The sequence below is a fragment of the Paenibacillus konkukensis genome, assembly GCF_023523925.1.
GTDB classification, from domain to species: Bacteria; Bacillota; Bacilli; order Paenibacillales; family NBRC-103111; genus Paenibacillus_S; species Paenibacillus_S doosanensis.
The window spans coordinates 4,935,554-4,960,742 of the sequence record NZ_CP027059.1 but is presented as its reverse complement, the minus strand read 5'-3'; the positions used below and the strand labels follow the sequence as shown (position 1 = coordinate 4,960,742).

The window sequence follows — 25,189 nt, the reverse complement described above, 5'->3', positions numbered from 1 at the left end:
TCCTATCCTTAGCCTTTGACGGAACCGAGCAAAGCGCCCTTGACAAAATATTTTTGCAAATAAGGGTACACGAGCAAAATCGGCACTGTCGCGAAAATAATCGTGGCGGCCTTCAGCGTCGTCGCGTTGAAATCGAAGGTGCCTACCATCTGATTGATGGGCAAAATATCTTCGGTGTTGATCAAATATTCCCTCAGCTTCATCTGCAGCGGCCACAGCTTCGCGTCGCGGATGAACAGCACGGCTCTTTGGAACGTATTCCAATAGCCTACGGCATAAAACAAGCTTACCGTAGCGAGCACGGGCTTGGACAGCGGCAAGTAAATTTGAAACAAGATCCGGAAGTCGTTGCAGCCGTCCATCTTGGCCGACTCCTCCAGCTCCTGAGGAATCCCCATAAAAAACGTGCGAATAATAATCATATTAAAGGTGCTGATAAGACCCGGAATGATCAGCGACCACAGCGAATTTAGCATCCCCAGCTCGCGGATCGTCAGGAAAAAAGGAATCATCGGCGCATTGAATATCATCGTAATGACGATGAATAGCATCACCTGCTTGCGGATGAGAAAAACCTGCTGTGCGAGCGGATAAGCCGTCATGACCGTGAACAGCATGCTGAGCAGCGTACCGACGACGGATATATAGATCGTGACCCAAAACGAGCGCCACAAATCCTGCTTATGCAAAATATAATCCCATGCCGCGGTCGTAAACTCAACCGGCAGAATGAACACCTGCTTGGCGTCGGCCGCATACGGCGAGCTGAACGATACGGCCAGCATCTGAATGAGCGGAATAAGCATGGTCAGCGAGGCGGCTCCGAGCAGGACGACGTTGATCGCCCCGAATGTTTTTTCTCCCCATGTCTGCTTCATCACCACAACCCCTGTTCCATTTTTCTGGCGAAACGATTGAAAGTCCACAGCAGCGCGAAGCCGATGACCGACTGAAACAGCCCGATGGCCGTCGTTACGCTGTACTGCGCCTGCAGCACCCCTGCCCGGTACACATACGTTTCAATAATGTCTCCTACCGAATACGTCATCGGAGTCAGCAGATTGTACATCTGATCGAAGCCCAGCTCCAGGAAGTTGCCGATTCGCAGCAGGAACAGCACCAGAATCGTCGGAAACAGAGCCGGAATCGTAATGTACAGCGTCTGCTTCCAGCGGTTCGCCCCGTCGACGACGGCCGCCTCATACAAGTGCGGATTGACCCCGGCCAGCGCCGCAAGATAGATGATCGTCCCCCAGCCGACTTCCTTCCATATGCCCGATATAATGACGATCGAACGGAAGTAGCGCTCCGACTGCATGTACAAGATCGGCTCGAAGCCGAACCAGCCGCGCACGTTGTTAACGATCCCTTTGTTAGCCAGCAGCTCGAATACGATCCCGCCGACTACGACCCAGGATAGAAAGTGCGGAAGATAGAAGAAGCTTTGATACGCTCTCTTCATCAGCGCCGAGCGCAGCTCGTTGAACAGCAGGGCCAAAATAATCGGCGCCGGAAAGCCGAACACCAGATGATACAGCGCGATCAGCGCCGTATTGCGCAGCACGTTGTAAAAATCCTTGTAGGTAAAAATAAAGCGAAAATTGTCCAGTCCGACCCAAGGGCTGTCCAAGATGCCCCTCATAATCTGATATTTCTGAAATGCGATGATGCTTCCCGCCAGCGGGACATATTTGAACACGATAAAAAATACGATGCCGGGAAGTATCATCAAATACAGCAGCCCGTGTTTGCGAATGTTTTCAAGATAGCGATTTTTCGATTTTGACACTCTCATTGCCGCTGCCGGGTTATTCATGTTCTCGCTGAGCGTCGCCCTGGCCATATGCTACCGACCACCTGTCTGTGAATTTGTCCGTTGACGCTTTCATCTTAGCCCGCGGACGGGCCGGAGACAACGAAGCGTTTGCCCAGCGAATGCGCAAATAACACAAACGGAGCGGCCGCTGGAAGATCGGTTGGTCGCCTGCGGCATCGGTTGATCTTCAGCGGCGTGGACGAAGCCCCGGTGATCCGGCCGGACGGAGAAGGATTAGCGCGTCTCCCGCCAGGAAGCCTCTCGCGCATCCCGCCCGTGCGAAGGGAAATGCTCTTTATGAAAAAAAGCCTCCCCGACCGGCCGCGGTTGCCCGCATCCGTTCAGGAGGCTCATCTGCTGTAGGGATATGGCGTTGCGGCTGATCCCCGCTCCCGCCGATTAAGAGTTCAGGCTGTTAAAGGAAGCGTCGTGATTGCGCATCAGCTCCCGGTATTTGCCCGGCGTAATGTCCTTATATTTGCGAAACACCCGGATAAAGCTGTTCTCATGCTGATAGCCGACCATCAGGGCAATATCGGATATTTTGCTCCCGGTTTCTAGCAGCAGCTCCGCCGCGCGCTCCATGCGCAGCTTCGTGAAATATTCGTGAATCGTCTCGTTCGTCTCCTGCTTGAACATTTGGCTCGCCAGGCTCACGCTGATGCCGATCGAAGAGGCGATCTCCTGGACGCCGATATTTTCGCCCAGATGCTTTTTCATATAATCGATCATGCTCTGCACCATAATAAATTCCTTGCTCTGAATCAGGTCTCCGAAGCGGCTCACCAGCGCCCGAATCTGCTCGGACATGCCCTCTCCAATGTCTTGAAGGCTCATCGTTTGGTAGGAACGGTCGCCGTCCGGCTCCTCCCAAGCTCCCGTTTCTTTGCCGTGCATCATCCGGTTCAGCTTGGCTGTGACGGCGTTCAGGAAGGAAAGCGCGGCCGAAGGATACCAGCAATCTTCCCGAATATCGCGGAGAAGCCGCTCCATAATGCGCAGCGACCGTTCCTCGGTACCGGTCTCGATCGCCCCGGTCAAATCGCCGATGGCCGACTCACCGGCGAACGTCTCTCCCATCTCGTGATCGGCTACGGCTTCATACGGGATGACGCAGCCGTAGCCTCGGTAGAGCCGGTAGCTTAGCGCGTTCTCCGCCTCATGAAGCGCCAGCTTCAGACGTCCTACCTCCGCGTGGGGCTGACTGATGCCGGCCGATACGCTGAAGTGAAGCAGCCGGCGAATGATCTGAATCGTCTCCTCCACCTTTTCCTTAAGAGGAGGCGCCTCTGCGGATGCAGGCTGCAGCACCACCGCCGTCAAGTCCCGGCCGAGATCGAGGCAGACATTCCGCCAGCCGGCGGCCAGCAGCTCGGAAGCAATATTGTTGAGGGCGTATTTGAGCAGCAGATGGTCTTTTTCCGGAAAATCTTTGCCCCATTCCCGGTAACGGTCTATGGAAATGACGACGACCGTAAGCGGAGCGGCGGACCATTCGGAGAAGTAACTCCGCCATTTCTCGGCGATTTCTTTTTTGGACTGAATATTTCCAAGAAACATATCGTAGACAAACTTCGATGAAGCTTCAGGCATCGTCTGCCGGATCAGGCTGGACAGCTTGGCGTGATCCCTCAGCAGCTTGCCGGTAATTTTCTCCAGACCGATCAGATCGGAGCGCTCCTCGTTCTGCCCGTAGGTGGTGAACATGCTGCGGATTCTCCGCACCGGCTTGAAGGCCAGCGCATGCGTATACATAATCGCCGCCGCTCCCAGAATGAGCGCAATAAACGAAACGGCCAGCACGACATCGCGAATGGTTTGGGATTTCGAAAGCAGGCTGTCCTGGGAAACAATCGATACATAATCCCATTCCGTTACCGGTGAGCGGGCGTGCGAAACCAACAGCTTCTCTCCGCTCGCATCGCTCCAATCCCCGAACGGCTCGCCGTTCAGCTTGGCCAGCGCCCGATGGACCTCATCCGTATCGACGGGCTTGCCTCCGGCCGAATAGATCAGATTGCCCGCTTTGCCCAATATGACCTGCGCCCGGCTGACTCCCGACACATACTCGGGCTGCATATTTTGAAATAAGGCATTGCTTTTGAAATTAATCGCCACGATCCCTTTGAATTGACCTTGAATGAGCACTTTGCGAAACAGCGTGATTTTCGTCGTCGGAGGGCTCACTCCCGAGCCCGGCGCTTCCCTCGATTCGACCACCATCAGCTTATCGCCGAACCGGTCCGCCACATCGACCCAGCCCGAATCGAGCATGGTGACGCTGCTGGAGCTGAAGCCTTGCGGATAGGCGACGAAGCTTTGGCGATCCCGATCGTATATATAAATGCTGTCGAGATAAGGAGAGTTGACCAGCAGCGTCTCCAAAAATTGATACAGCTGATTAATATTGCTGTATGAATTTTGCGGCTGCATCGTCAAAAAATTGTACACGTTCGACTGCAGCGCAATCTTGATCGCGATATAATTCGTATCCTGAATATATTTATCGATATAATTCATCCCGATGCGCAGCGACTGATGCTGCGGTTCGCTTAACTCGCTTTGCAGCACGGACTTGGAAGTGTAGTAGGACGTCAGACCGACCGCGAGGATGATCACAGCAACGAACACCGTCAAAATGGTGACGAGCCGCGTCTGCGTGTCCGCCCAATAATATTTAATCGAGTTCAGAAATCTGCCCATCTTCGCCCTCCGCTTCTGTGCAGCCTAGTCGTCTTGGAATCACGCGCTTCGGGTTCCATCGTTGCCGCTTCTTCCGAAATGTTCTCTTCGTTATAAGTATGGTTCAACGCAGCGGACGGAAATCCCTTTTTCCCTAGAGGAATTTGGTGAATGGAACCGCTTTCCGTCCATGGTGCCAAGATACCCCGTCACATGGGTCATGCGCGGGGTATCGGTAGATTATATGGTTGATCTTAACTCTTCCCTCCGCCTCCCTACAACCATTCGTTTCGCCATCCCATGCGCAATTCGCCCATATCCGGGCCATGCTGGACAATCGATTGGTCGGCTGCAGGATCGGTTGGTGGCTGAAGCAGTTGATGAGCAGTTGATGACCACAGCGATTGCCGGCAAATGTTCTTCGCAATTTTTGCATCCATAACGCAACCGGAAAAGGAGCCCCTCAACGGGGCTCCTTTATGTTGGACCGACATTTCGTTTCGTCCGGTTATCCTTTTAAACCAATTTGGCCTGGCTCGTAATGACTCCGAGGTGAATCGCTTCATGCATCAAGGCAAAATTGATCAGCTCGCCGGAGGTGAGAAATTGGAACGGACCATAACAAACGGCGATGACAAACGCTGCTCCAGCCGATCGGGCGCCAGCTCGGACAGGAAGGATAGCTGGGCCGTCAGCAGCTGCGTCAGCTCTTCCTTCGACGGCGGAGCCGTCGTCCAATCGAAGGCTTCGTTCCGGAACCGAACAGCGACTCATACTGTGCCGGAATCGCGGTCGGAGCGCCCAAGGCCAGGGTGCAGTATTTATCCATCCAGTACACGGTATGCCCCACATTCCAGCGAATCGTATTCGAGAAGCCTTCCGGTTGAATGTCGAGCTTCGCCTCCGCAATGCCTTGAAGCTGACCGATAACGATTTGCCGCAGCACTTTACCCGTATTTATAATCGATTGTGTCATTATTGAAACGCCTCCTTGGATTGGTTGGTATCTGTTTCGCCTTCACAACCACAGTATACCTGCTCCTCCGCAGGGCAACCATCGCCAGATTCCGATGCAATCGATCGGTTTCAGTAATGATTCGCCGGCCGCTTTTGAGCGCCGGACGTATCCGTTATAATAACGACAGGAGACCGATTTGCAAAAAGGGAGATGAGAGGAATGGAGCTTAGACAGCTTGAATATTTTATCGCCGTCTGCAAGGAAATGCACTTCTCGAAGGCTGCGGAAAACCTGTGCACGACACAGTCCAATCTCAGTCAGCAAATCAAGTTTTTGGAGAGCGAGCTCGGAATGCCGCTATTCGACCGCATCGGCAAACGGATCGCGCTGACGGACGCGGGGAAAATCGTACTGGAGCAAAGCCGGCTCATCTTTGAACGGGTAGGCTATATGAAAGGGGCGCTTACGGATCTGAAGCGAATGGAAGGCGGCAGACTGGACATCGGTATTCTCCCGGGCGACGGGGACCTGCTGTTCGATGCCTTGCTGATCGATTTCCATCTTGCCTATCCGAAGCTCTCGATAAGCGTTACGGAAACGATGGACGTGTACGAACAAGTCCTAGGCGGCATAAGAGATCTCGGCGTGACGACGGTGCCTGCGCAGCCGGACAGCCGCATCGCCGTTATCCCGTTATTCCACGAAGAGTTTGCTTTGGCCGTTCGTTCGGATCATCCCGTCGCCAAATCCAAGGCGATCCCCTTCGAGCAGCTGCAGCAGCTCAAGATGGTGACGTTCGGCCCTGAGCATCAAATTACGAAGGTCATCCAAGCTTGCTGCCAGGAGAAAGGGATCACTATCGACAATCCGATCGTCACCTCCACGCTGTCGACGCTTCTGTCTCTGGTCGAACAAGGGATCGGAGCCTCTATTCTCCCCCGGCTGCTGCTCGATTACCTGAACCGCGACACCATCTCGGCGGTCACACTGCTCCAGCCTACGCCCAGTCAAGACATCTGCATCATTTATCGTACGGACAAGTTTATGGGGCAGGCAGCGAAGCTATTTATAGACGGATTGCAATCCTTTATTCGGCGCGTGGAGAAGCAGAAAGAGACCCTGGCATAACCTTCAGAGTCTATTTAAAAGTGCGGCGATTTCGTCGCGGCCTGCGGTCGATAGAAGCTTCCACCCGCTCTTGCAGCCGGATTTCATCTTCAAGCTCTTATGCGGGGAGGAGCCGTCTTCACAGGCGACCGCTAACGCTGTTCCAAATTCAAATGGCCCCTCCGCTCTTGTTCGCCTCGCTTTTAAAAGGGTGGTGAAAAAGTCCGCTGCGGCGTCCATTTGATCCTCCAATCGCTGTTGAAAACGGATTCTTTGGATTGTTTTTTCGTTTTTCTGTGGAGAGAATCCGTTTTCAAAGGCGAACGCTTACGCTTTTCCAGATTCAAATGGCCCCTCCGCTCTTTTTTCACCAGGCTTTTTAAAGGTGCCTTTTTTTATAAAATGAACTACGAGCTCGGCAGTCTCCTTTTGATAATGGATTTCCTTATGGCCGTACGGCAAGATGGTAAAATCCGTAAGCCCGTCATAGTAAACCGAGCTGACCTCGACGCGGCCGTCGTTATCGTCGTTAAGCAATTTTCCAAGCAACAGATTGTTTCTATTCCCGGCGATAGCCCCGATTTCAATGCCGGTTTCCTTAAGGTTGAGCGAATCTATATATTCGGGATGCAAAGACTGCAGCGTCTTAAATATTCGAGTGGATGTCTTGGAAACTTGATCGGCGTAGCTCGCCAGCCTTGTTCCGCGGTTTGGCGTCGCAATCAGAACACATTTATGTACATAGTCTAAATATCTTGTATCGGAAAGAAACTTTCTGATGACCAGTCCGCCGCTGCTATGTCCTATGCTCAATCTTTTCAAAAGTTAGCGGCAAATCGACCGACATACACTCCAGCCGATACGCCGATAGATAGTCTTCCAACACTCTCATGTCTTTTTTACTTTTATTGAAGCCATGAATGAGAATTGCTTTATTGAACATGTTCCCTCCTGCGGTGGCTGACATAGATCAACATGCCGTTCGGCCTGACTTCACCAGTAGTTCTCTACATCTAACTGTACTAAAAACCACCCGGTTTGGACAAATAAAAAATAATATGCAAACTTTCTACTATTCTGCGGAAACGTGAAAAAGGGAGCTCTAAAGCTCCCCTTCAAGGTACATCAATGCATCGCACTCATCGCTGTGCGGCTGACGACGACACGACGGATGAAAAACGCTACAGCCAAGCCGATAACCGTGACGATCATCGCAAAAAAGAATACGTTCTGCGAACCGAATGTCATCGCGTTCGCCATCTCGGCCGGAGCATTCGGAGCCGTCGATTCATGCAAGTACTTTTCCATCCCTTTGGTCAGGATGCTGACGGCAACCGCCGTGCCGATCGCGCCTGCGACCTGCTGCAGCGTGTTCATCACCGCCGTGCCATGCGGATACAGCTCTGGCGGCAGCTGGTTCAGACCGTTCGTCTGCGCCGGCATCCAAACCATCGATATGCCGACCATTAATCCGATATGCAAGGCGACGATCAAAGCGATCGAAGAAGCCAACGTAATGCCAGAGAAAAACCATAGCACGGCCGCGACGATAAAAAGACCGGGAATAACGAGCCATTTGGGTCCGTATTTATCAAACAAACGCCCCATGCGCGGCGATAAAATGCCGTTCAACGCACTGCCTGGCAGCAGCATGAGTCCAGCAGCGAACGCGGATAACTTCATCCCGTTCTGCAAATACATCGGCAGAATGATCATGCTCGACAAGATGATCATCATGCAGGATAAAACCATCAGCAGCCCGACGATGAACATCGGGTACCTGAAAACACGCAGGTTCATCATCGGCTCGCGCATCCATATTTGCCGCAGCGCGAACAGCACGAGCGCAATCATCCCGACGACAATGGATTGGACCACAATCGGGCTGCTCCAGCCTGCTTCGCCTTCGCCCGCCTTACTGAAGCCGAACACGACGCCGCCGAAGCCGATCGTAGACAATACGATAGACAGCAGATCGATGTGCGGCTTCGTAACCTCGGTCACATTTTCCAAATACTTGAGTCCTACCAGCAGCCCGATGACCAAAAACGGCAGCGAGAGCCAGAAGATGTAATGCCACGATAAATATTCGATCAGAAGACCCGCCACCGTAGGCCCGGTCGCCGGAGCAAACATGATGACCAGACCGACGAAACCCATCGCGGCCCCCCGCTTCTCCGGCGAATAGACGATAAGGATCGTATTGAACATGAGCGGAATTAACAATCCCATGCCAATCGCCTGCAGTACGCGGGCCGCCATTAACATCTCAAAATTAACTGCCAGCGCCGCAATCAGCGTACCGATAATCGAGCTCGCCAGCGAGGCCATAAACAATTGCCTTGTTGTGAACCACTGCAGCAGCAATCCCGTCATCGGCATCAAAATGCCGAGCGTCAGCAAAAAGCCTGTCGTTAGCCACTGCGCCGTCGCGGCCGAAATGTGAAACACGTCCATTAAATTACTTATTGCAATGTTGAGCGCCGTCTCGCTGAACATACCTACAAATCCGCAGATAAGCAGCGACGACATGATGGCCCTCGTATTATATTGTTTCATTGTTCGCTTCCACTTCCCTCTCCTGAAAAATCTCTATTTATAAGCGGCTCTGTCTATACCCGCCAACTGTTACGATAAGTGTAACAGTTGTTTTTGTCAATACCAAGAGATTATTTTATTTATAAAAAAAATTTCGCGGATTATACTTTTTCAAAATTCGTTTGACAACAGCGTTTAGATGCTATACACTTCTCACTATGATAAACCATGATGAGCTTTCAAAAGAAAACATTAGCGACACCCTGCTGGATTTATTCAAAACGTTCGCTAAGCAGGACAGGAAAAACAGGGATTATGGTGTCGATGAGCCTTTATTTCATTCCGAGATTTATACGCTGAATGAAATTAGAGAGCATGAAGGCATCCATATTACAGCACTGGCCGAACGCTGCGGAGTTACGAAGGGGGCCATCTCCCAAGTACTGAAAAAACTTGAGCAGAAAGGACTCGTCATCAAGGAAAAGGACGTTCGCAACCAATCGAGGCTCATTTTAAAGGTGACCGCAAAAGGGGAAATTGCTTACGCACGCCATTTGGAATATCAGAACCAATTCAAAGAAAAGGTCGTGCAAGTATTAAAGGATGCGCCCGACGATAAGGTGCGGATGATCAAAGATTTTTTAATCCAGCTTGAACAACAATTAGATGATTAAATTTTTTTCAAAAATGTGTTTAGTATCTATACGCATTACCAATAAAATTAATGGAGGTTAATTGATGGAGCCGCTTATCGTACTTGTTGCCGTCACGCTTATCATTCTCGTTGCAGGAGCCGCCGGGATACGGCGTTTGCGCCCTTGGCCCGTTGCGCTTCGGGGCGGTCTTGCCGCCATGTTTATGCTGACCGGATCGGTCCACTTCGTTTACCTTCGATCCGAGCTCATTCGTATGGTTCCTCCTGTCTTGCCCTATCCCGACTTGATCGTAACGATCACCGGTATACTGGAATGGGCCGGAGCCATAGGCTTGTTATGGCGTCCCATGGTCCTCTGGGCATCCGGCGGGCTCTCGCTGTTGCTGATCGTCATGTTTCCCGCCAATCTCTACATCGCAATGAACGGCCTCGCGACCAGCCCGGAGGACGCCCTGGTCCCCCGCACCCTCATGCAAATTGTGTTCCTGTCCGCAAGCCTCGCCGTTTGGAACTATTATCTCCGTCATCGATCTGCGCGGAAGTACGGCGGGAAAGTAGGGCATTCCAACAATTAATTTTTTTGATGGTTCAGATCCAACCGCTCATATAATGTCATCAAGCTTTCGGCCACCGTTTGATGAGCCGTGTCGATAACGATGTGATCCCGATCCCACATATCGTATTGGCGGCTCTTCTCCTCTTCCCACGTAGGCAGAACAAACCCGGGAATATCGGCTGTGCGCGTATCGATCCGATGCTTATGCTCTCGTTCATCCGAGCAGACCACTTCGATGTCCATAAACGGAATGTCAAGAGACTCCGCAACGCTGCGCCAGGCTTGACGCGTTTCATGAACGGGATTGACCGTATCTGCTATCACGTCGAGGCCCAATCGGAGATTTTGCGCCGCAATCCCGTAACACACTATGTAACCTGCAGGTCCTTCAACCCAGACTCCCGCAGTCCGCATCGCCTGCTCCACAACATCCACCCGGAGATATGCGGCCCGCAGCTTTTCGGATAAGGTTGCGGATAACGTGGTCTTCCCGACGCCCGGCAACCCACTAAAAATATAGAGCATGAAACTCACCTCCTACAAAATAGCATACGCGTCTATTTGCTTCATTGCTTAACGAAGTCACCAGTTTTTCCCCGCGGCAGCCTGAGGACGCTCCCATACTTTTCGCTTGGCTTGCATCCTCCATTTCGCTGGGCATAGCAGCAGACCAAGACTTGAAAGCAACGCCCTGCTGCGCTGTAACAACCCATCCTATCATCTTATCAAAACAAGCGGTTCCATCTCTTGCAGCGTCGCATGTCCCCATTGTTCAATCAGCCTGCAATAGCTTGCCGCATCTTGCATCTGCGCGGCCACATCGGCGATTGTCATGGGCCAGGCCACCTTGGAAAGCCGTGGCGCATCCGCCAGTCTTCGAATTTCCTTGGTACGTCCGGGGCCTTGAGCGGCATCCCGGCGAATCATCTCCGTGCTGCGGCCTTCCTCCAAGTATTGTCGCAGCCCATTTTGCACCCAGACATACGATTCATCACTGTAGCCCTCATGTTGAATCATATAACAGGCAACCGTGAGAAAATGAACCCTCCCGTAATGAACTGCACCCCAATTGTTAGACACAAGCTAACAATTGGAGGTGCAGTTTTTTATGAGTAGATTCAGTGTGAAGGAGAAGTTCCAGGCCGTACAAGATTATTTGTCAGGAAAAGAATCCTATTCTGAGATCGGGGCACGCATTGGAATCGATTACAAGTCCGTTATTAAGTGGGTAGCTTTCTATCGTGCACATGGTATGGAAGGTTTAGCTGCACGGTATACAACGTACTCGAAAGAGTTTAAAATGGACGTACTTCGATTTATGAACGAATCAGGAGCGTCTCTTTTAGAAACTGCCGTAACGTATAACATCGCGGCACCTTCAGCCATATCGAATTGGAGAAGGATTCTGGAAGAAGAAGGCGAAGACGCCCTGGAACCAATGAAAAAGGGGCGTTTATCCATGAAAAAAGAAAAGAAAGCAACTCCTGTTGAAGGTTCGATTGAGGCATTACAAGCCGAAATACAGCATCTGCGGATGGAGAATGCTTATTTAAAAAAGTTGAATGCCTTAGTTCAAAGCAAGGAAAAGTTACAAAACAAGTCAAAGCGCAAGTAGTGTTTGAACTAAGGCATGAATTCCCTATTACAGCCTTGCTGCAGCTGGCCCAGATTCCACGTAGTAGCTACTACTATTGGGTAACCACCTTGGAAAGGCCGGACAAAGATGCCGATGTAAAAGCCCGCATTAAAGCCATATATGATGAGCATCGAGGCCGATATGGATACCGCCGTATTCGGGATCAATTACACAATGAAGGGCACCAGATCAACCATAAGAGGGTGCAGCGAATGATGGGCGAACTCGGTCTGAAATGTGCGGTCCGGATGAAAAAGTACCGCTCGTATAAGGGGAATGTCGGGAAAATAGCACCGAATGTTTTAGATCGAAATTTCAAAGCGAAGAAGCCCAATGAGAAATGGGTAACCGACATTACAGAGTTCAAATTATTCGGTGAGAAGGTTTACTTATCCCCGATGTTGGATTTATTTAGTGGAGAAATTATCACCTATACAATAGAATCACGCCCTGTCTATTCCCTTGTTTCCAAGATGCTGGACAAAGCGTTTGAACATATAAATGACGGAGATCAACTGATGATTCATTCAGATCAAGGCTGGCACTATCAAATGGGGCCATATCAGCAGGCATTAAAGAAACGTGGGATCACACAAAGTATGTCACGCAAAGGAAACTGCTATGACAATGCGGTTATTGAGAATTTCTTCGGCATCTTAAAATCCGAATTTTTATATAGACAAGAGTTTGAAAGCATGGAACATTTTAAGAAAGAGCTCAAACAATATATCGATTACTACAATCACAAACGGATTAAGGCAAAATTAAAGGGTATGAGCCCGGTTCAATACCGGATTCACACCCTAAAGGCTGCTTAAACTTTATAGTGTCTAACTTTTTGGGGTCACTTCATAACCGGGGTCTGTAAACTCAAGCGCCAACAATTCCCCGAAAATCGACTCGCATGTATTCTCTCCAGTATATACGGCGCCGCACTTCGCGCAGATTTCAGACATAAATCGCACCTCCTACTCATCCCTTGGCGAATAAGATGGAAATAAGTTAGCTTACTAACGGAAAAGAAAAATTATTCAGCATGTTTAAAATTCTTAGCATCCTTACTGCTCTTTGGTGATACGCCGATTTGCGTTATATCTTTGCTCTCCATTTTATAATCGTATTTATAATTATATACGACGTTCGGCTCATCGTTAAAAGCTACATTAATTGCGTATGGGCCTCCCATCTTGCCTTCTCCCATTTTATGATATTTAACATCGACATTAAAATCGGATTCTTTATACCCCATTGCCAACAGATGCGCAACCACCTTCTGTTCGACTGACTCTTCAGATTCAGAAGGCCTAGAGATGCAACCGGTTGAAAGAATAATCATTGCAAAAATAAAAAAATAACACCGCAGCTTTTCTATTAAGCATCACTATAACGATCCCTTCAATAATGTAATAATAGTGTTACTGCTAACGCATAATGTCCGACAGTTGACGGCGTAAGTTTTCCTGCTGGTGACGGTCAATCTGTCCGCGTGAGATACAAAAGGAAGGGAGAATTATGACAATTCTCCCTGGATGACGCGCTTCACCATATGATCGTCGATGATCCGATGTTTGTTCTGTGCCCCGTAGATCAGAGCGTGTGTACATACTTTGTTAATCAACCGGGCAGCGCCACTTGAGAAGCGGTAAATGTCGTCGATTGCGCCGTCGGTAAAGATATCATGCTCTGCTCCGGCGAACGCCAGATGGCGGCGAATATAATCACCGGTCTGTGCACGATCATAGTGCGGCAGCTTGCACTGCAGATCGATGCGCTGACGAATGGCGGCATATGCCTGCAAATGTAGACGATCCCACAGTTCGCTTTGGCCGACAAGGATGAGCGCCATGGGGCTTTGTGCATCCATCTTGAAATTGAGCAGGAAGCGGACTTCCTCCAACATCTCGCGATCCAGCAGATGCGCCTCGTCAACGACAACGACCGGTTGCAGCCTGTGAATGCCCCGCATGAGCTCGATCTCGCGATGCAACTGCCGCTTGGCGTCGCCGCGGTAGAACTTCGACTCGCAGCCGAGCTGTTCAAGTAGCCCCTTGTAGAAGTGCCGCGGCGTCAGCTTGGAGTCCGACAAATAGAGTACCTTGTAGCTTGCTGGATCGAGCACTTCGGTGAACCGACGGATTGTCGTCGTCTTGCCTGTACCGCAATCGCCGGTGACGACGGCGAACCACTGACGCTGGGCGGCGTATTCAAGACGCCCGAGTGTTTCGTCGAGAATCACCGACTCATACAGTTCACCGGTCGGCACATCTCGAGAGAATGGTGACCGGGGGAGGCTGTAGAAGGACTCAAACATGGCCATCATCCTCCTTGTTCACCCGCCGATAGGCTACAGCCGGAGCCTGCTGCGCTTTGCGGTCGCGGCTCCGTTCTTCCGCCGCCGTGAGTAGCCTTGACGTATCTGCCGGTACGGGGTCTAAATGCTCCGGTCGCGGCGGCCGCTTGCCAGCACGTTCGCCGATGACAAGCTCACGCACGCGCCACGGCGCATGACCTTCATACTCGATCGTGAGCTCCGAGATATCTGCCGGATCGAAGACTACATCCACCGTACAGCCCATGAACGGCAAACCCACCTCGTACTTGCGGTCCATGAAGCTGATACAGCCGGACTTGTCGACCTTGCGCGTTTCGCAGTGCAAGAAGGCATTCGTGAGCACATCCGGATCGACAAACCGAAGAGGCTTTTTGTCACTTCGATAGGCGGTTTCCGGGCTGATCTTATTCTCCAGTGCGGAATGTGGCTTGTTCTGGTAGCACTCCGACAGCCAGACCTGGAACAGTTCATTGAGCCGCTGCAGCGTCTTGGGTTTCTCCAGCGCCGCTTCGCTCAAGAACGCGTCGACCACGCGATTGAATCGTTCGACCTTGCCTGTAGCCTCCGGAGAGTAGGGCTTCGCAAATAGCAGGCGGACGCCAAGCTTAGAGCAGGTGCGAGTCATCCATTTGGTTCTGTATTGCTTGCCATTGTCGAAGTAAACCGCCTCGGGCACGCCAAACTTCCCGATGGACTGGCGAAAGCAATCCTCCACGATGCTCTTGTCCATCACCGGATAGAACTCGCCGTGAAGCACGAGCCGCGTTGCGTCGTCAATGAACGTCACGAGAAACACTTGCTTCATAGCGCCGCCGGGGCCGATGGGCAAGTACGGGCCATACTTCAAGTCCGAGTGCCACAGCCGATTGCGATGCCGCTGCTGGAAACGCCGAGCGGCAATACCGGATTCGGCGTACATGCGCATGTGGCGCGTACTATACCCTCGCGCCGCCAATCGCTCTTGCAGCGTGCTGCGTTTGATCTCGCCGGGCTGGATGCGACCTTCCCATTCCAGAATCTGAATGAGCTGTGCAACACTTCGGCCAGGTACCTCCCGTCGCAGCAGAATGGCCTGCTCAAGCACTTCTGGTAGAATGGTCGCTTCCGCCGGTTGGCGCCCTTTGCCCTTGGGTTGTAAACCGCTGAAACCTTCCTGGCGATACTTCGCCAAGTAGCGTCGCAGTGTCCGCTCAGAGAGCCCGGTCTGTTCACAGATCCTCTGCTTGATCTCTCTAGCTCTAGCAGGGTCAAGCCCCTCAGCGAGCAGCGGCGACAACAGCTGTACGCGTTCCGATGCAATCGCTTCGGCTTTCTTCTGATCTTTCATCTATTCAACACCTCGCTTGGTAGACTTCGAGATGAGTCTACCGCAAGGCAGGGGTGGACAAACATGCAGAACGGGTATGTAGCCACAAATTTGAATTGGCCACGGGGCGGACAATTCGAGCCAGCCAGCCGGAGGCATCCCCGACAACGTGTCCGATGGGGTGATGTGCAGACTGTGAGGGTACGGACGTTTTCTCTACAGGGTCTTGGTGAAAGCGAATGGCGATGGACTTCAAACATCCGAGCAAGTACACGGTTTGCTCCCGAAACCAAATCTTCCAGCGCCGCAGGGTAGCATCATCTGCTGCCACTGTGGAGGGTACCTCCGACTCTGAAACGACTTGTTCCACGCATGCCGATTCGTACCGCTTGTACGGTACAACACAATCCGGAAGCTCGTGGTGAATCTTCCGGCACCCCTTGCAACGCAACCGGCGAATGACAAGCAGGCGGCAATCCCCGCCCTCATCCACTAATTTCCGTTTCCGGCTGCCAATGACGCTAAGCGCTTCTCCACAGCAGGGAGATGGGACCACTTCTGCACATCTAACGAAAAACGCTGGGTGACTTCTCATCCAGCTCATACTTTGATACAATGACCATGTTGGGTAGGGGATGCATCCCGTGAGCCTGTTGCAGCAGGCCCACATACATGGGGGCATCCTTTTCCTTTTCTGTGATACGGTCATTATATTCAGCAACTCGCGGACAGGCAATCCCGTCAGCAATTGGACGTTATCTTTCAGCAGCAACAATAATAGCTCTAGATAGTTTAACGTATCGAACGATTGAAAAGTTATTGTTCGGTCTATTGACTCTATCATTTTTTTAACGTCGTTGTTATTATCGAGATTTACAACATTGATATGAAGCATTCCACGATTTAAATTTTGCTCGAAGGGCAGAAAAAAAATTTATTCTTTAGGAGAGTGTGAATATGAAGAAATTTGTCCCTGGGTTATTGGCGGGAATCATAATCGCAACGGCTTCAGCTGCATATGCTGAAGCCGGTCTGCAAAAGGTGGAAGCATATCTTAGACCGGATCTGCCTATCACGCTGGACGGAAAGACGGTTAAACTTGAGAGTTCGCCAATGATTTACGACGGTTCAACGTATCTTAAGCTTCGTGATGCAGCTGCATTGACAGGTCTTCTAGTAAATTGGAACGAAGCTGCTCAAACAGTGGAACTTCAAAATGGGGGAGCAAAGATAAGCTCCAATGTTATCCAAAGCAAGATGTCTACAATAGCTGATTTTCTTCACAAAAAATCACTTGAACTAATAAGTATCGATATTGTTGATAGTAAATTAACTATGACCATAAGAAAACTCAATGACCATCGTTCGCTTTTAAAAGCTTCAGAAGTAAGCGGGTTGATAAATTCAATCTATCAGTTACTAGGTCAAAATAATTTTGACCTGATAATCGATCAATTTATTATTCCGGAATCGGCTAATATTGTTGGAGAGATATCATCCATTGATGCTGAAACTAAAAGGGTACTTATTACTGATAAGGATAAAATGAATACTAATGGTGATCCAGATGCCGTATGGGTCTCTTTCAGTCCTGATGCATTTATTGGCATCGATTCTAGGGAGAGGATTCTATTTAATGATCTTAAGATCGGACAAAAAGTGAAAGCATGGAGTGTAGGCCCCCTCTTTGATAGTTATCCGGGTCAAGCTAAAGTTATTGAATTCATTGTTGCTAATGAATAACTGGATAGAGACGCACATACTAAGGGCGTGTTGGCTACCGCAAGTTGACGATTTGGATTGCGACGTGAATATGACCCTGACCCGAAGAGCCCTGCATTTCCTGTCCTTGGCCCAATAAAAAATCCGAGCAAATGTCAGGAAATAATCCTGCATTTGCTCGGAACGAGTTTAATTTCATTGCACATCTGATATGATTGCCTTCTTCCCCTTACTCCACCGTCACGCTCTTCGCCAAGTTCCGCGGCTTATCGACATCGTTGCCGCGCGCCAGGGACGCGTAGTAGGACAGCAGCTGCAGCGGGATAACGGACAGCGCAGGCGTCAGCAGCGTCAGCGTGCGAGGAATCGTGAACACGCCGTCGACGGCTTTGGCAAGCTCGGTTTGGCCTTCGGATTGAACGCCGAACACATGCGCGCCGCGGGCTTTTACTTCCTTAATATTGCTGATCGTCTTCTCCAGCAGATCTTCCTGCGTACCGAGCGCGATGACCGGAACGTCATCCTCGATCAAAGCCAGCGTACCGTGCTTCAATTCGCCGGCCGCATAAGCTTCGGAATGAATGTAAGAAATTTCCTTCAGCTTCAAGGAGCCTTCCAGCGCCACAGCGTAATCGAGACCTCTGCCGATGAAGAACAGGTTGTCATGAGCGGCGACTTGCTCCGCCCATCCTTTGATGCTGTCGGCTTGCGCCAGGATTTGCTCGACTTTCTCAGGAAGCAGCTTCATCTCGGCGATCACATTGGCGATGAAGCCGGCATCCTGCGTACCGAGCGTTTGGGCCAGCTGAAGCCCGAACAGATAGAAGGCGATCAGTTGGGACGTGTAAGCTTTTGTCGAAGCGACGGCGATCTCAGGGCCGGCCCAAGTGACGATCACATGATCCGCTTCGCGGGCAACCGAGCTGCCGACCACGTTGGTGATGGCAAGCACAGCCGCGCCGTTGCGTTTCGCTTCGCGAAGCGCCGCCAGCGTATCGGCGGTTTCACCGGATTGGCTGACTACGATGACAAGCGTATCTTTGTTAATGATCGGCTCGCGGTAGCGGTATTCGGATGCTACATCAACTTCTACCGGAATTCTCGCCAGCTTCTCGATGATGCTTTTTCCTACGAGACCGGCATGATAGGCGGTACCGCAAGCAATGATGTGAACGTTGCGGATCGCGCGGATTTGCTCCTCGCTCATGTTCATTTCATCCAGAACAACCTTGCTGCCGGACGGGTCCAGACGTGCGCCCATCGTATCGCGGTAAGCTTTCGGCTGATCATGGATTTCTTTCATCATGAAGTGATCGAATCCGGCTTTTTCCGCCGTCATAATATCCCAATCGACATAAAATAATTCCCGGGAAATAAAATTCCCCTCCAGTGTCATTAATTCGACACCATCTTTCGTCAAAACCGCCATTTCTCCGTCATTGAGAATGTACACGTTGCGGGTGTAATCCAGAATGGCGGGAATGTCGGAACCGATGAAGTTCTCGCCTTCGCCGACGCCGATGATCAGCGGGCTGGACAAGCGCACGGCCACCAGCTTCTCCGGCTCATACTCCGTCAGAACGCCCAAGGCAAAAGCGCCGCTCATCCGTTTCACGGCTTGCTGCACCGCTTTCACGATGTCGCCTTCATACAAGCTTGCGATCAGGTGAGAAATAACCTCCGTATCCGTCTCCGATACGAATACATGGCCTTTGGCGATCAATTCTTCTTTCAAGGAAACATAGTTTTCGATAATCCCGTTATGAACGACTGAAAATTTATTCGAATTATCCGTATGCGGATGCGAGTTAACATCGGACGGTTTGCCGTGAGTCGCCCAACGGGTATGGCCGATCCCGATCGATCCGTTCAATGGCGATTCTCCCAGCTTCGACTCCAGGTTGGCCAAGCGGCCTTTCGACTTTTTCACTTGCAAGCCGTTTTCCGTAAACACGGCGACTCCGGCGGAGTCATAGCCGCGGTACTCTAGTTTTTTCAAGCCTTCAATCAATATATTTTGAGAATTACGTTTACCAACGTATCCAACGATACCACACATAAGGGATAGAACCTCCTGCTATTTTGAGAAACCCGCTTATCGACGTCGTTTTGAAGATAAGCGACCGCACACGGCGGCATTTGTCATTCATACCGCACCGTTGTCATCACATATCTTATATAGCGACTATGTGGCTAACGCTGCTTGCAAAGCAAATAAAGGGTTCGCGTCTTTCCTCGTCATGCCGGACTCTTGTGCCCCCGGTTGCCCGAAGGTTTTGCATTCCGACTTATACGGTAGTGATCGCCTACCGGAAGGTCCCCGCCGAATGTTTCGAACACCTTCACCTCGTCAACTTGCAAGCGGCTGCCCGGCCCCGGACGGTCCTCATCCGGACGTAACACCCTCGCAAGTTCTGGCGCTGTTCTTATGGTTAACCTCTGCCCACCTTTCCATTTCGGAGTAAAAGCATACTATCATCTTATTCATTTTCATGATGATGTGCAACAGATATTTTCATGATATTTTCATCACGTCAGGCACAAAAATAAAAATTCCCCGACGGGTCATGCCCGCCAGAGAATTTTCATAACCGTTGCTTGCATATTGCCGATATATAATAAAAAAATAATTGCTGTATTAGCCCAATTGCTGCTTAATGACATCCGCGATTTCTTGAACGTAGGCTTCCACTTGCTCTTTATCCGGGCCTTCGGCCATAACGCGAATTAACGACTCCGTGCCGGACGGTCTGACCAAGACGCGGCCGTTGTCGCCGAGCTCGTTCTCGACTTTGGCGATAGCCTCGGCGATCGCGGTGTTTTCTTTCCATTTGCTTTTGTCCGCTACGCGTACGTTAACCAGCTTCTGCGGATATTTGCGCATAATTTGCTTCAGCTCGCTCAGCTTCTTGCCCGATTTCGCCAAAGTATCCATCAGCTGCAGCGCCGTCAGAATGCCGTCTCCCGTCGTATTATAGTCCAAGAAAATCACATGGCCCGACTGCTCGCCGCCGAGATTGTAACCGCCCTTGCGCATTTCCTCCATCACATAACGATCGCCGACCGCCGTCTGCGCCGCCTTCAAGCCGGCCGCCTCAATCCCTTTGAAAAAGCCGATATTGCTCATCACCGTCGTCACAATCGTGCTTTGGTTGAGCCGCCCCGCTTCGTTCAGCGCATAACCGCAGATGCTCAGGATGAAGTCGCCGTCGACTTCTTCTCCGTTCTCGTCAATCGCGATAAGACGGTCCGCATCGCCGTCGAAGGAGAGTCCCAGCGCCGCTTGATGCTCCAGAACAACCTTCTGCAGCGCTTCCGGATGCGTCGATCCGCAATGATCGTTAATGTTGCGGCCGTTCGGCTCCGCACCGACCGTAATCACTTCCGCTCCCAAAGCTTCGAATACTTTCGGAGCCAGTTCATAAGCCGCGCCGTTCGCACAGTCGAGCGCAATCTTGAAGCCTTGGAACGAGGAGGTTACCGTCGATTTTACAAAGTCCAGGTATTGATACTTCGCTTCGTCGTTATCTACCGCCGTGCCCAGATCTCCGCCGACCGGCCGAGGCAGCTCGTCGACTTCCGCATCCATCAGCCGCTCAATCTCCAGCTCCGTCTCGTCGGACAGCTTATATCCGTCGCCGCCGAAAAACTTGATTCCGTTGTCTTCCACAGGATTGTGGGAAGCCGAGATCATGACCCCGGCGTCCGCCTTCAGCGTGCGGGTCAAGTACGCGACGGCCGGCGTCGAGACGACGCCCAGCCTGATTACATTCGCTCCGATGGACAGCAGTCCCGCTACCAGCGCCGCCTCCAGCATCGTTCCGGAAATCCGCGTATCGCGGCCGATGACGACATTCGGCTTCTCCACTTGTCCTGCCAATACATAACCGCCGCAGCGGCCGATCTTATATGCTAACTCCGGAGTAAGCTCCTGATTGGCTACGCCGCGTACTCCGTCAGTCCCAAAATATTTCCCCATGAACCGAATCTCCCTTTCTTCTCCCAATGAACTTTGTTTGCGTAGTTATTGCTTGGCCGTATCGCTTGAGCCGGCATTCTGATCGTTCTGATCGCTCTGACTCTTCTGATTATTCTGAGCGTTCGGGCTGCTCTGCGCGCCCTGCTTGGCGCTGATCTCGACCGTAGCCTTGAAATCCTGCTGCGGCCCTTTCTTAATAAACGTCGGCAGATTGAACACCACCGGCAGCTCGTGGCGGCCCGGAGGCAGGTTGCTCACATCCAGAATCGCCTGCACGTCCTGCGCCTTCACTTTGTCCAGAAGCGCCGGCGCCCCCTCCACGATAAGGTTTAGCTTGCCGCTTTCGGGCAGCACTACCTTCGTGTCAAAGCCGTCGTTCTGTCCGATGATGGACAGCGGGATTTGCTCCAGCGTCTTCGTTGCCGAGGCGACGATGTTGATCTTCACTTCCACCTTGGCGGGATCGAGCTGCGTCGCCTTGTTCGCAAGCGGAATATCCAGCGACAGCGTATACTCCTTCTCTTCCTTCAGATCGGCGAGATTAATGCTCGGCCCCTCATAATACTCCATGCGGTTAAGCACGTCCTGCGGACCGTACACCGTCACCTTGTCCGTATTTTGCTGCAGCGAAGCTACGCTGAATCCCCGCGGCGGTTCCCCGACAAGCTTAAGCTGCAGCGGCACCGTCGTAAACGGACTCGTGATCGGCACTTCCACCTCGACGACCGCCGGATTGATCGTAGCCATCTCCATCACTTTGCCGTCCTTGTCATAGGCGACAAGGCGCGCTTTGCTTGAAACGGCGGACCCGGCTTTCTCCACATTGACATCGGCCCGCACGGACTCGATATTGTCGATGCTGCCGCTCGGTACCGTCACGGTGACTTTATTCGGCTTCACCACGGGCTGACCCGCTTTGAGGCCGACGGCAGGAATTCCCGTCACATTGACGGTAACCGGCATCTGCTTGTTGGATTTCTCGTCAATGACAACCTTCGCGTTCGGCGGGGTGATTTTGACCGTGACGCCCGTAGGGAAACCTACAGGAGTCAGCGGCACGATCCGCTCTCCCTTGCCGTAGCTCGTTAAATCCAGCTCGACGGAGTAATTGCTCGCCCCCATCGCTTTTTTCAGAATCGAATCTTTGCCCGATATCGTCACGACGACCTGAGCCGGATCTATCGATTCGATATAATATTGATTCGCATCGTATTTCGGCGTTACGGACACATTGGAAATTTGCTCCTCCCTAACTCCCGTAACGCTTGTCCCCGGCACTGAGTTGTCCTCCATGTGCACGACCAGCCATAGCATAATCCCGATCACCAGGGCAACGACCTTCACGACATTCGTATTGCGCAACCAACGATCCATCTATCGCAGCCTCCATTTCCAAATGGAGCTTTTTTCCTTGGCCTTCGTCTTCGACTTCAGCTCCTCGAACAGCTTGGAGAGCAGCGTCTCTTCCTTGATATCCCGGAGCACATGCCCGTTCATGGCCAGCGACACCTGTCCCGTCTCCTCGGAGACGATCACGCAGATCGCATCGGACACTTCGCTCATGCCGATCGCCGCGCGGTGCCGGGTTCCCAGCTCCTTGCTGATGAACGGATTCTCGGACAGCGGCAAATAACAGCCTGCGGCCATCAGCCGGTTCCCGCTAAGCAGCACGGCGCCGTCATGCAGCGGCGTATTGGGGATAAAAATGTTAATGAGCAGCTCCGAGCTAATATGAGCCTCGATAGATATGCCCGATTCGATGTAATCTTTAAGTCCGGTTTCCCGTTCGAATACGATTAACGCCCCTATTTTTCTGCGTGCTAAATAATTGACGGCCTTAAGCACTTCGCCGATCCGCCGGTTCAGCTCCTGATCGTCCTCGGTAACTCCCCGGCTGAACAACGTTCCGCGCCCCAATTGCTCCAAGGCTCTGCGCAGCTCCGGCTGGAAAATGATGATGACGGCCAGCACCCCGAAGGTAAACATCTGGTTCATCATCCATTGGAGCGTATTCAGCTTAAACCATATGCTGAGCGCCCAGGTCAGTACGACGACGAAAATTCCTTTCAACAGCTGAATCGCCCGGGTGCCTCTGACAAGCAGGATGAGATTGTATATAACATAACTTACTATTAGTATATCCACAATGTCTTTAATACTGATGGCAGGTATGAAATCCATCGCTTATGCCCCCAACCGGGATTGCGCTTTTTTATCTGTTATCCCTTCTTATCATCATACCACATTATGAAAAAAAAACCCTCCCTTTCACACACCGAATTAGGGAGGATTTTCGAAAAATGGTTCGTATGAACTATTTGGCCTGCGAAATGGTGGAAACCCAGTCGTTCATCTTATACCAAAGCCAACCGAACGCCTGATCGATTTCGGTCACTTGGCCGGATATGTGCGCCGTCGAGGCCATCGCTACCGTGCCGTCGATCACGACGATATTGCCTTTAATGTCTCCGTCCACCTGCACCTTTCCGTTCTCCACCATAAGATTTCCCGCTACTGTCTTCCCTTCCGGCACGTACACCGTATCTCCTTTAATGACGACCGACGAAAGATCCGACCCCTTGACCAGAAGCTCGGTGTCTTCATTCCATAGCGATATGAAGCTGCCCATCATCACAAGAACGAACACAGCCGCAACCGATGCGGCCGGATGACGGCGAACCCATAGCCACCACGGTTGCTTGCGTCTCTCGGGAGGCAGCGCCTGCATAATGCGTTCCGTCAATCCCGACGGCACTTCCTGCTGCGGCCACGCTTGAACGAGCGCCTCGACTTTTTCCAGCTGTTTCAGACGCTCCCTACAAGCCGGACAAACAAGCAAGTGCTCCTTTAACGCTAAGGCTTCCCTACCCTTCAATCCGCCATCCAAATATTCGTGCATCAAAGGAAGGGCTTCCCTGCAATCCATATGAGCCACTCCTTTCTAAGTCCATGAAAGCTTGTGTATAACATTACGTATGACAGACGATTTTGTTTCATATTCGGATTATAAAACATGCTCTAATTTTTTACGTAAATATTCCCTGCCGCGGTGCAGCCGCGTCTTGATCGTCGTTACCGGCATAGCCAATACGTCGCTGATTTCCTGGAGGGACAGATCCTGTAAATAACGCAAAATGACCACCGACTTGTACTTCTCCGGCAGCGCGTCGATCGACTTGCGGATTTCCGTTTGCGTCTCGCTTAGAACAACCTGATCGTCGGGAGTGTCTTCGTTGCTCGGCAGCATCGCATACCAATCGGTCCCTTCACCGTCATTCATTTCGGCATCAAGGGAATAATTGGGCTTTCGCTTGCGAAGGCGATCTATGCACAGATTCGTACCGATACGATAAATCCAGGTGGAAAACTTCTGATTTTCATCGTACCGTTCCAAATTCGTATACACTCTCAAAAAGGTTTCCTGTACTATCTCCTCCGCCTCGTGACGGTTATGCAGCATACGGTTCGCCAGGTGATATATTTTATCCTTGTACAGCTCTACCAGCTCGGCAAAAGCCACCCTGTCTCCTTTGCGGGCCAGCTTGACGAGCCTTACATCCATTTCGTTCAAACGACATTCCTCCAGACTTCCGATCCCGCTCCAAATTTATGGACCCGGCATCGTTAGGACGTCCCGCTCGCTTGCGGGAGTGATTCCTGCCCCTTTGAAAATCATACCAAACCATACCGCCTTATGTACAGTTTATCCCAAAAGATTCATCCGGAATCAAGCGGCCTTAGCCAAAAATCGTCCGTCACGGGAGCAAGTCTCTAATCTTTTGCTTTACTTTCGGGGGAGCCCCCGGATATCCACAGGAAATTGCTGCGCATCATTTCCCAAACCACAAAAAAGCCGGGAAGCCCGACTTTCAGGCAACCCGACTTTCATTACAGACCGGCTT

Annotated in this window: 23 protein-coding genes and 1 pseudogene; 5 read left to right on the top strand and 19 right to left on the bottom strand. The window is 51.4% G+C overall.

All coding sequences use genetic code 11. The annotated features are described in order from the left end of the window. Window positions 1-8: 8 nt before the first annotated feature. The 4 genes and pseudogenes from SK3146_RS21745 to SK3146_RS21730 all read right to left on the bottom strand — a co-directional run bounded on the left by SK3146_RS21745 (window position 9) and on the right by SK3146_RS21730 (window position 5,474). Window positions 9-878: a carbohydrate ABC transporter permease gene (locus SK3146_RS21745; RefSeq protein WP_249860741.1), complete on the bottom strand. Its 870-nt coding sequence runs from the start codon at window positions 876-878 to the stop codon at window positions 9-11. Continuing rightward, window positions 878-1,795: an ABC transporter permease gene (locus SK3146_RS21740; protein WP_249866400.1), complete on the bottom strand. Its 918-nt coding sequence runs from the start codon at window positions 1,793-1,795 to the stop codon at window positions 878-880. The genes SK3146_RS21745 and SK3146_RS21740 overlap by 1 nt, the downstream gene beginning before the upstream one ends. 420 nt (window positions 1,796-2,215) lie before the next feature. Continuing rightward, complete coding sequence (locus tag SK3146_RS21735; protein ID WP_249860740.1) at window positions 2,216-4,519, bottom strand: helix-turn-helix domain-containing protein; 2,304 nt, start codon at window positions 4,517-4,519, stop codon at window positions 2,216-2,218. A 495-nt stretch (window positions 4,520-5,014) separates the two neighbouring features. Beyond that, a pseudogene (locus SK3146_RS21730) lies at window positions 5,015-5,474 on the bottom strand (DinB family protein). Window positions 5,475-5,675: 201 nt separating this feature from the next. On the opposite strand from SK3146_RS21730, the gene SK3146_RS21725 reads away from it, so the two are divergent. Then, window positions 5,676-6,584: a LysR family transcriptional regulator gene (locus tag SK3146_RS21725; protein WP_249860739.1), complete on the top strand. Its 909-nt coding sequence runs from the start codon at window positions 5,676-5,678 to the stop codon at window positions 6,582-6,584. A 306-nt stretch (window positions 6,585-6,890) separates the two neighbouring features. Here SK3146_RS21725 and SK3146_RS21720 read toward each other — a convergent pair whose 3' ends face one another. Together SK3146_RS21720 and SK3146_RS21715 are read right to left on the bottom strand one after the other, a co-directional pair. Further along, entirely contained in the window at window positions 6,891-7,385 is a 495-nt protein-coding gene (locus tag SK3146_RS21720) for an alpha/beta hydrolase family protein (RefSeq protein ID WP_249860738.1), read from the bottom strand. Between the two features lie 303 nt (window positions 7,386-7,688). Next, window positions 7,689-9,122, bottom strand: coding sequence for a DHA2 family efflux MFS transporter permease subunit (locus SK3146_RS21715; protein ID WP_249860737.1), 1,434 nt, complete (start codon window positions 9,120-9,122; stop codon window positions 7,689-7,691). 197 nt (window positions 9,123-9,319) lie between these two features. Between SK3146_RS21715 and SK3146_RS21710 the strand changes: the two genes are divergently transcribed. After that, window positions 9,320-9,775 (top strand): MarR family winged helix-turn-helix transcriptional regulator, encoded by a 456-nt coding sequence (locus SK3146_RS21710; protein WP_249860736.1) that lies wholly within the window; start codon window positions 9,320-9,322, stop codon window positions 9,773-9,775. Window positions 9,776-9,839: 64 nt separating this feature from the next. Continuing rightward, window positions 9,840-10,331 (top strand): hypothetical protein, encoded by a 492-nt coding sequence (locus tag SK3146_RS21705; RefSeq protein WP_249860735.1) that lies wholly within the window; start codon window positions 9,840-9,842, stop codon window positions 10,329-10,331. Here SK3146_RS21705 and SK3146_RS21700 read toward each other — a convergent pair. Then, complete coding sequence (locus SK3146_RS21700; protein ID WP_249860734.1) at window positions 10,328-10,837, bottom strand: P-loop nucleotide/nucleoside kinase family protein; 510 nt, start codon at window positions 10,835-10,837, stop codon at window positions 10,328-10,330. The two genes, SK3146_RS21705 and SK3146_RS21700, sit on opposite strands and share 4 nt — an antisense overlap. Before the next feature lie 192 nt (window positions 10,838-11,029). Next, window positions 11,030-11,329 (bottom strand): DUF5946 family protein, encoded by a 300-nt coding sequence (locus tag SK3146_RS21695; RefSeq protein ID WP_249860733.1) that lies wholly within the window; start codon window positions 11,327-11,329, stop codon window positions 11,030-11,032. A 91-nt stretch (window positions 11,330-11,420) separates the two neighbouring features. Here SK3146_RS21695 and SK3146_RS21690 point away from each other — a divergent pair. Continuing rightward, a protein-coding gene (locus SK3146_RS21690; protein WP_249860732.1) for an IS3 family transposase occupies window positions 11,421-12,766 on the top strand; the annotation gives its coding sequence in 2 pieces (ribosomal slippage) (window positions 11,421-11,862 and window positions 11,862-12,766; 1,347 coding nt in all). A gap of 12 nt (window positions 12,767-12,778) precedes the next feature. On the opposite strand, the gene SK3146_RS35310 is transcribed toward SK3146_RS21690, so the two are convergent. The 5 genes from SK3146_RS35310 to SK3146_RS21670 form a co-directional block, all read right to left on the bottom strand. Further along, window positions 12,779-12,904 (bottom strand): DUF5946 family protein, encoded by a 126-nt coding sequence (locus SK3146_RS35310; RefSeq protein ID WP_434006810.1) that lies wholly within the window; start codon window positions 12,902-12,904, stop codon window positions 12,779-12,781. 71 nt (window positions 12,905-12,975) lie between these two features. Further along, complete coding sequence (locus tag SK3146_RS21685) at window positions 12,976-13,284, bottom strand: hypothetical protein (RefSeq protein WP_249860731.1); 309 nt, start codon at window positions 13,282-13,284, stop codon at window positions 12,976-12,978. 174 nt (window positions 13,285-13,458) lie between these two features. Beyond that, window positions 13,459-14,259: an ExeA family protein gene (locus SK3146_RS21680; protein WP_349655213.1), complete on the bottom strand. Its 801-nt coding sequence runs from the start codon at window positions 14,257-14,259 to the stop codon at window positions 13,459-13,461. Continuing rightward, window positions 14,252-15,607: a DDE-type integrase/transposase/recombinase gene (locus SK3146_RS21675; protein ID WP_249860729.1), complete on the bottom strand. Its 1,356-nt coding sequence runs from the start codon at window positions 15,605-15,607 to the stop codon at window positions 14,252-14,254. The genes SK3146_RS21680 and SK3146_RS21675 overlap by 8 nt, the downstream gene beginning before the upstream one ends. Window positions 15,608-15,644: 37 nt before the next feature. Continuing rightward, window positions 15,645-16,181, bottom strand: coding sequence for a DUF6431 domain-containing protein (locus SK3146_RS21670; protein ID WP_249866204.1), 537 nt, complete (start codon window positions 16,179-16,181; stop codon window positions 15,645-15,647). 362 nt (window positions 16,182-16,543) lie between these two features. Between SK3146_RS21670 and SK3146_RS21665 the strand changes: the two genes are divergently transcribed. Next, a complete protein-coding gene (locus tag SK3146_RS21665) occupies window positions 16,544-17,329 on the top strand; it encodes a stalk domain-containing protein (RefSeq protein WP_249860728.1) in 786 nt (261 codons plus the stop codon). 208 nt (window positions 17,330-17,537) lie between these two features. On the opposite strand, the gene glmS is transcribed toward SK3146_RS21665, so the two are convergent. The 6 genes from glmS to sigW all read right to left on the bottom strand — a co-directional run bounded on the left by glmS (window position 17,538) and on the right by sigW (window position 24,858). Continuing rightward, entirely contained in the window at window positions 17,538-19,367 is a 1,830-nt protein-coding gene (glmS, locus tag SK3146_RS21660) for a glutamine--fructose-6-phosphate transaminase (isomerizing) (RefSeq protein ID WP_249860727.1), read from the bottom strand. A 579-nt stretch (window positions 19,368-19,946) separates the two neighbouring features. Continuing rightward, window positions 19,947-21,287 (bottom strand): phosphoglucosamine mutase, encoded by a 1,341-nt coding sequence (gene glmM, locus SK3146_RS21655; RefSeq protein ID WP_249860726.1) that lies wholly within the window; start codon window positions 21,285-21,287, stop codon window positions 19,947-19,949. A 45-nt stretch (window positions 21,288-21,332) separates the two neighbouring features. Continuing rightward, window positions 21,333-22,661 (bottom strand): CdaR family protein, encoded by a 1,329-nt coding sequence (locus tag SK3146_RS21650; protein WP_249860725.1) that lies wholly within the window; start codon window positions 22,659-22,661, stop codon window positions 21,333-21,335. Then, on the bottom strand, window positions 22,662-23,468 hold the full coding sequence (gene cdaA / locus SK3146_RS21645) for a diadenylate cyclase CdaA (RefSeq protein ID WP_249860724.1): 807 nt from the start codon (window positions 23,466-23,468) through the stop codon (window positions 22,662-22,664). Between the two features lie 133 nt (window positions 23,469-23,601). Then, a complete protein-coding gene (locus SK3146_RS21640; protein WP_249860723.1) occupies window positions 23,602-24,213 on the bottom strand; it encodes a zf-HC2 domain-containing protein in 612 nt (203 codons plus the stop codon). Between the two features lie 78 nt (window positions 24,214-24,291). Continuing rightward, window positions 24,292-24,858 (bottom strand): RNA polymerase sigma factor SigW, encoded by a 567-nt coding sequence (gene sigW / locus SK3146_RS21635; protein ID WP_249860722.1) that lies wholly within the window; start codon window positions 24,856-24,858, stop codon window positions 24,292-24,294. Window positions 24,859-25,189 lie beyond the last annotated feature (331 nt).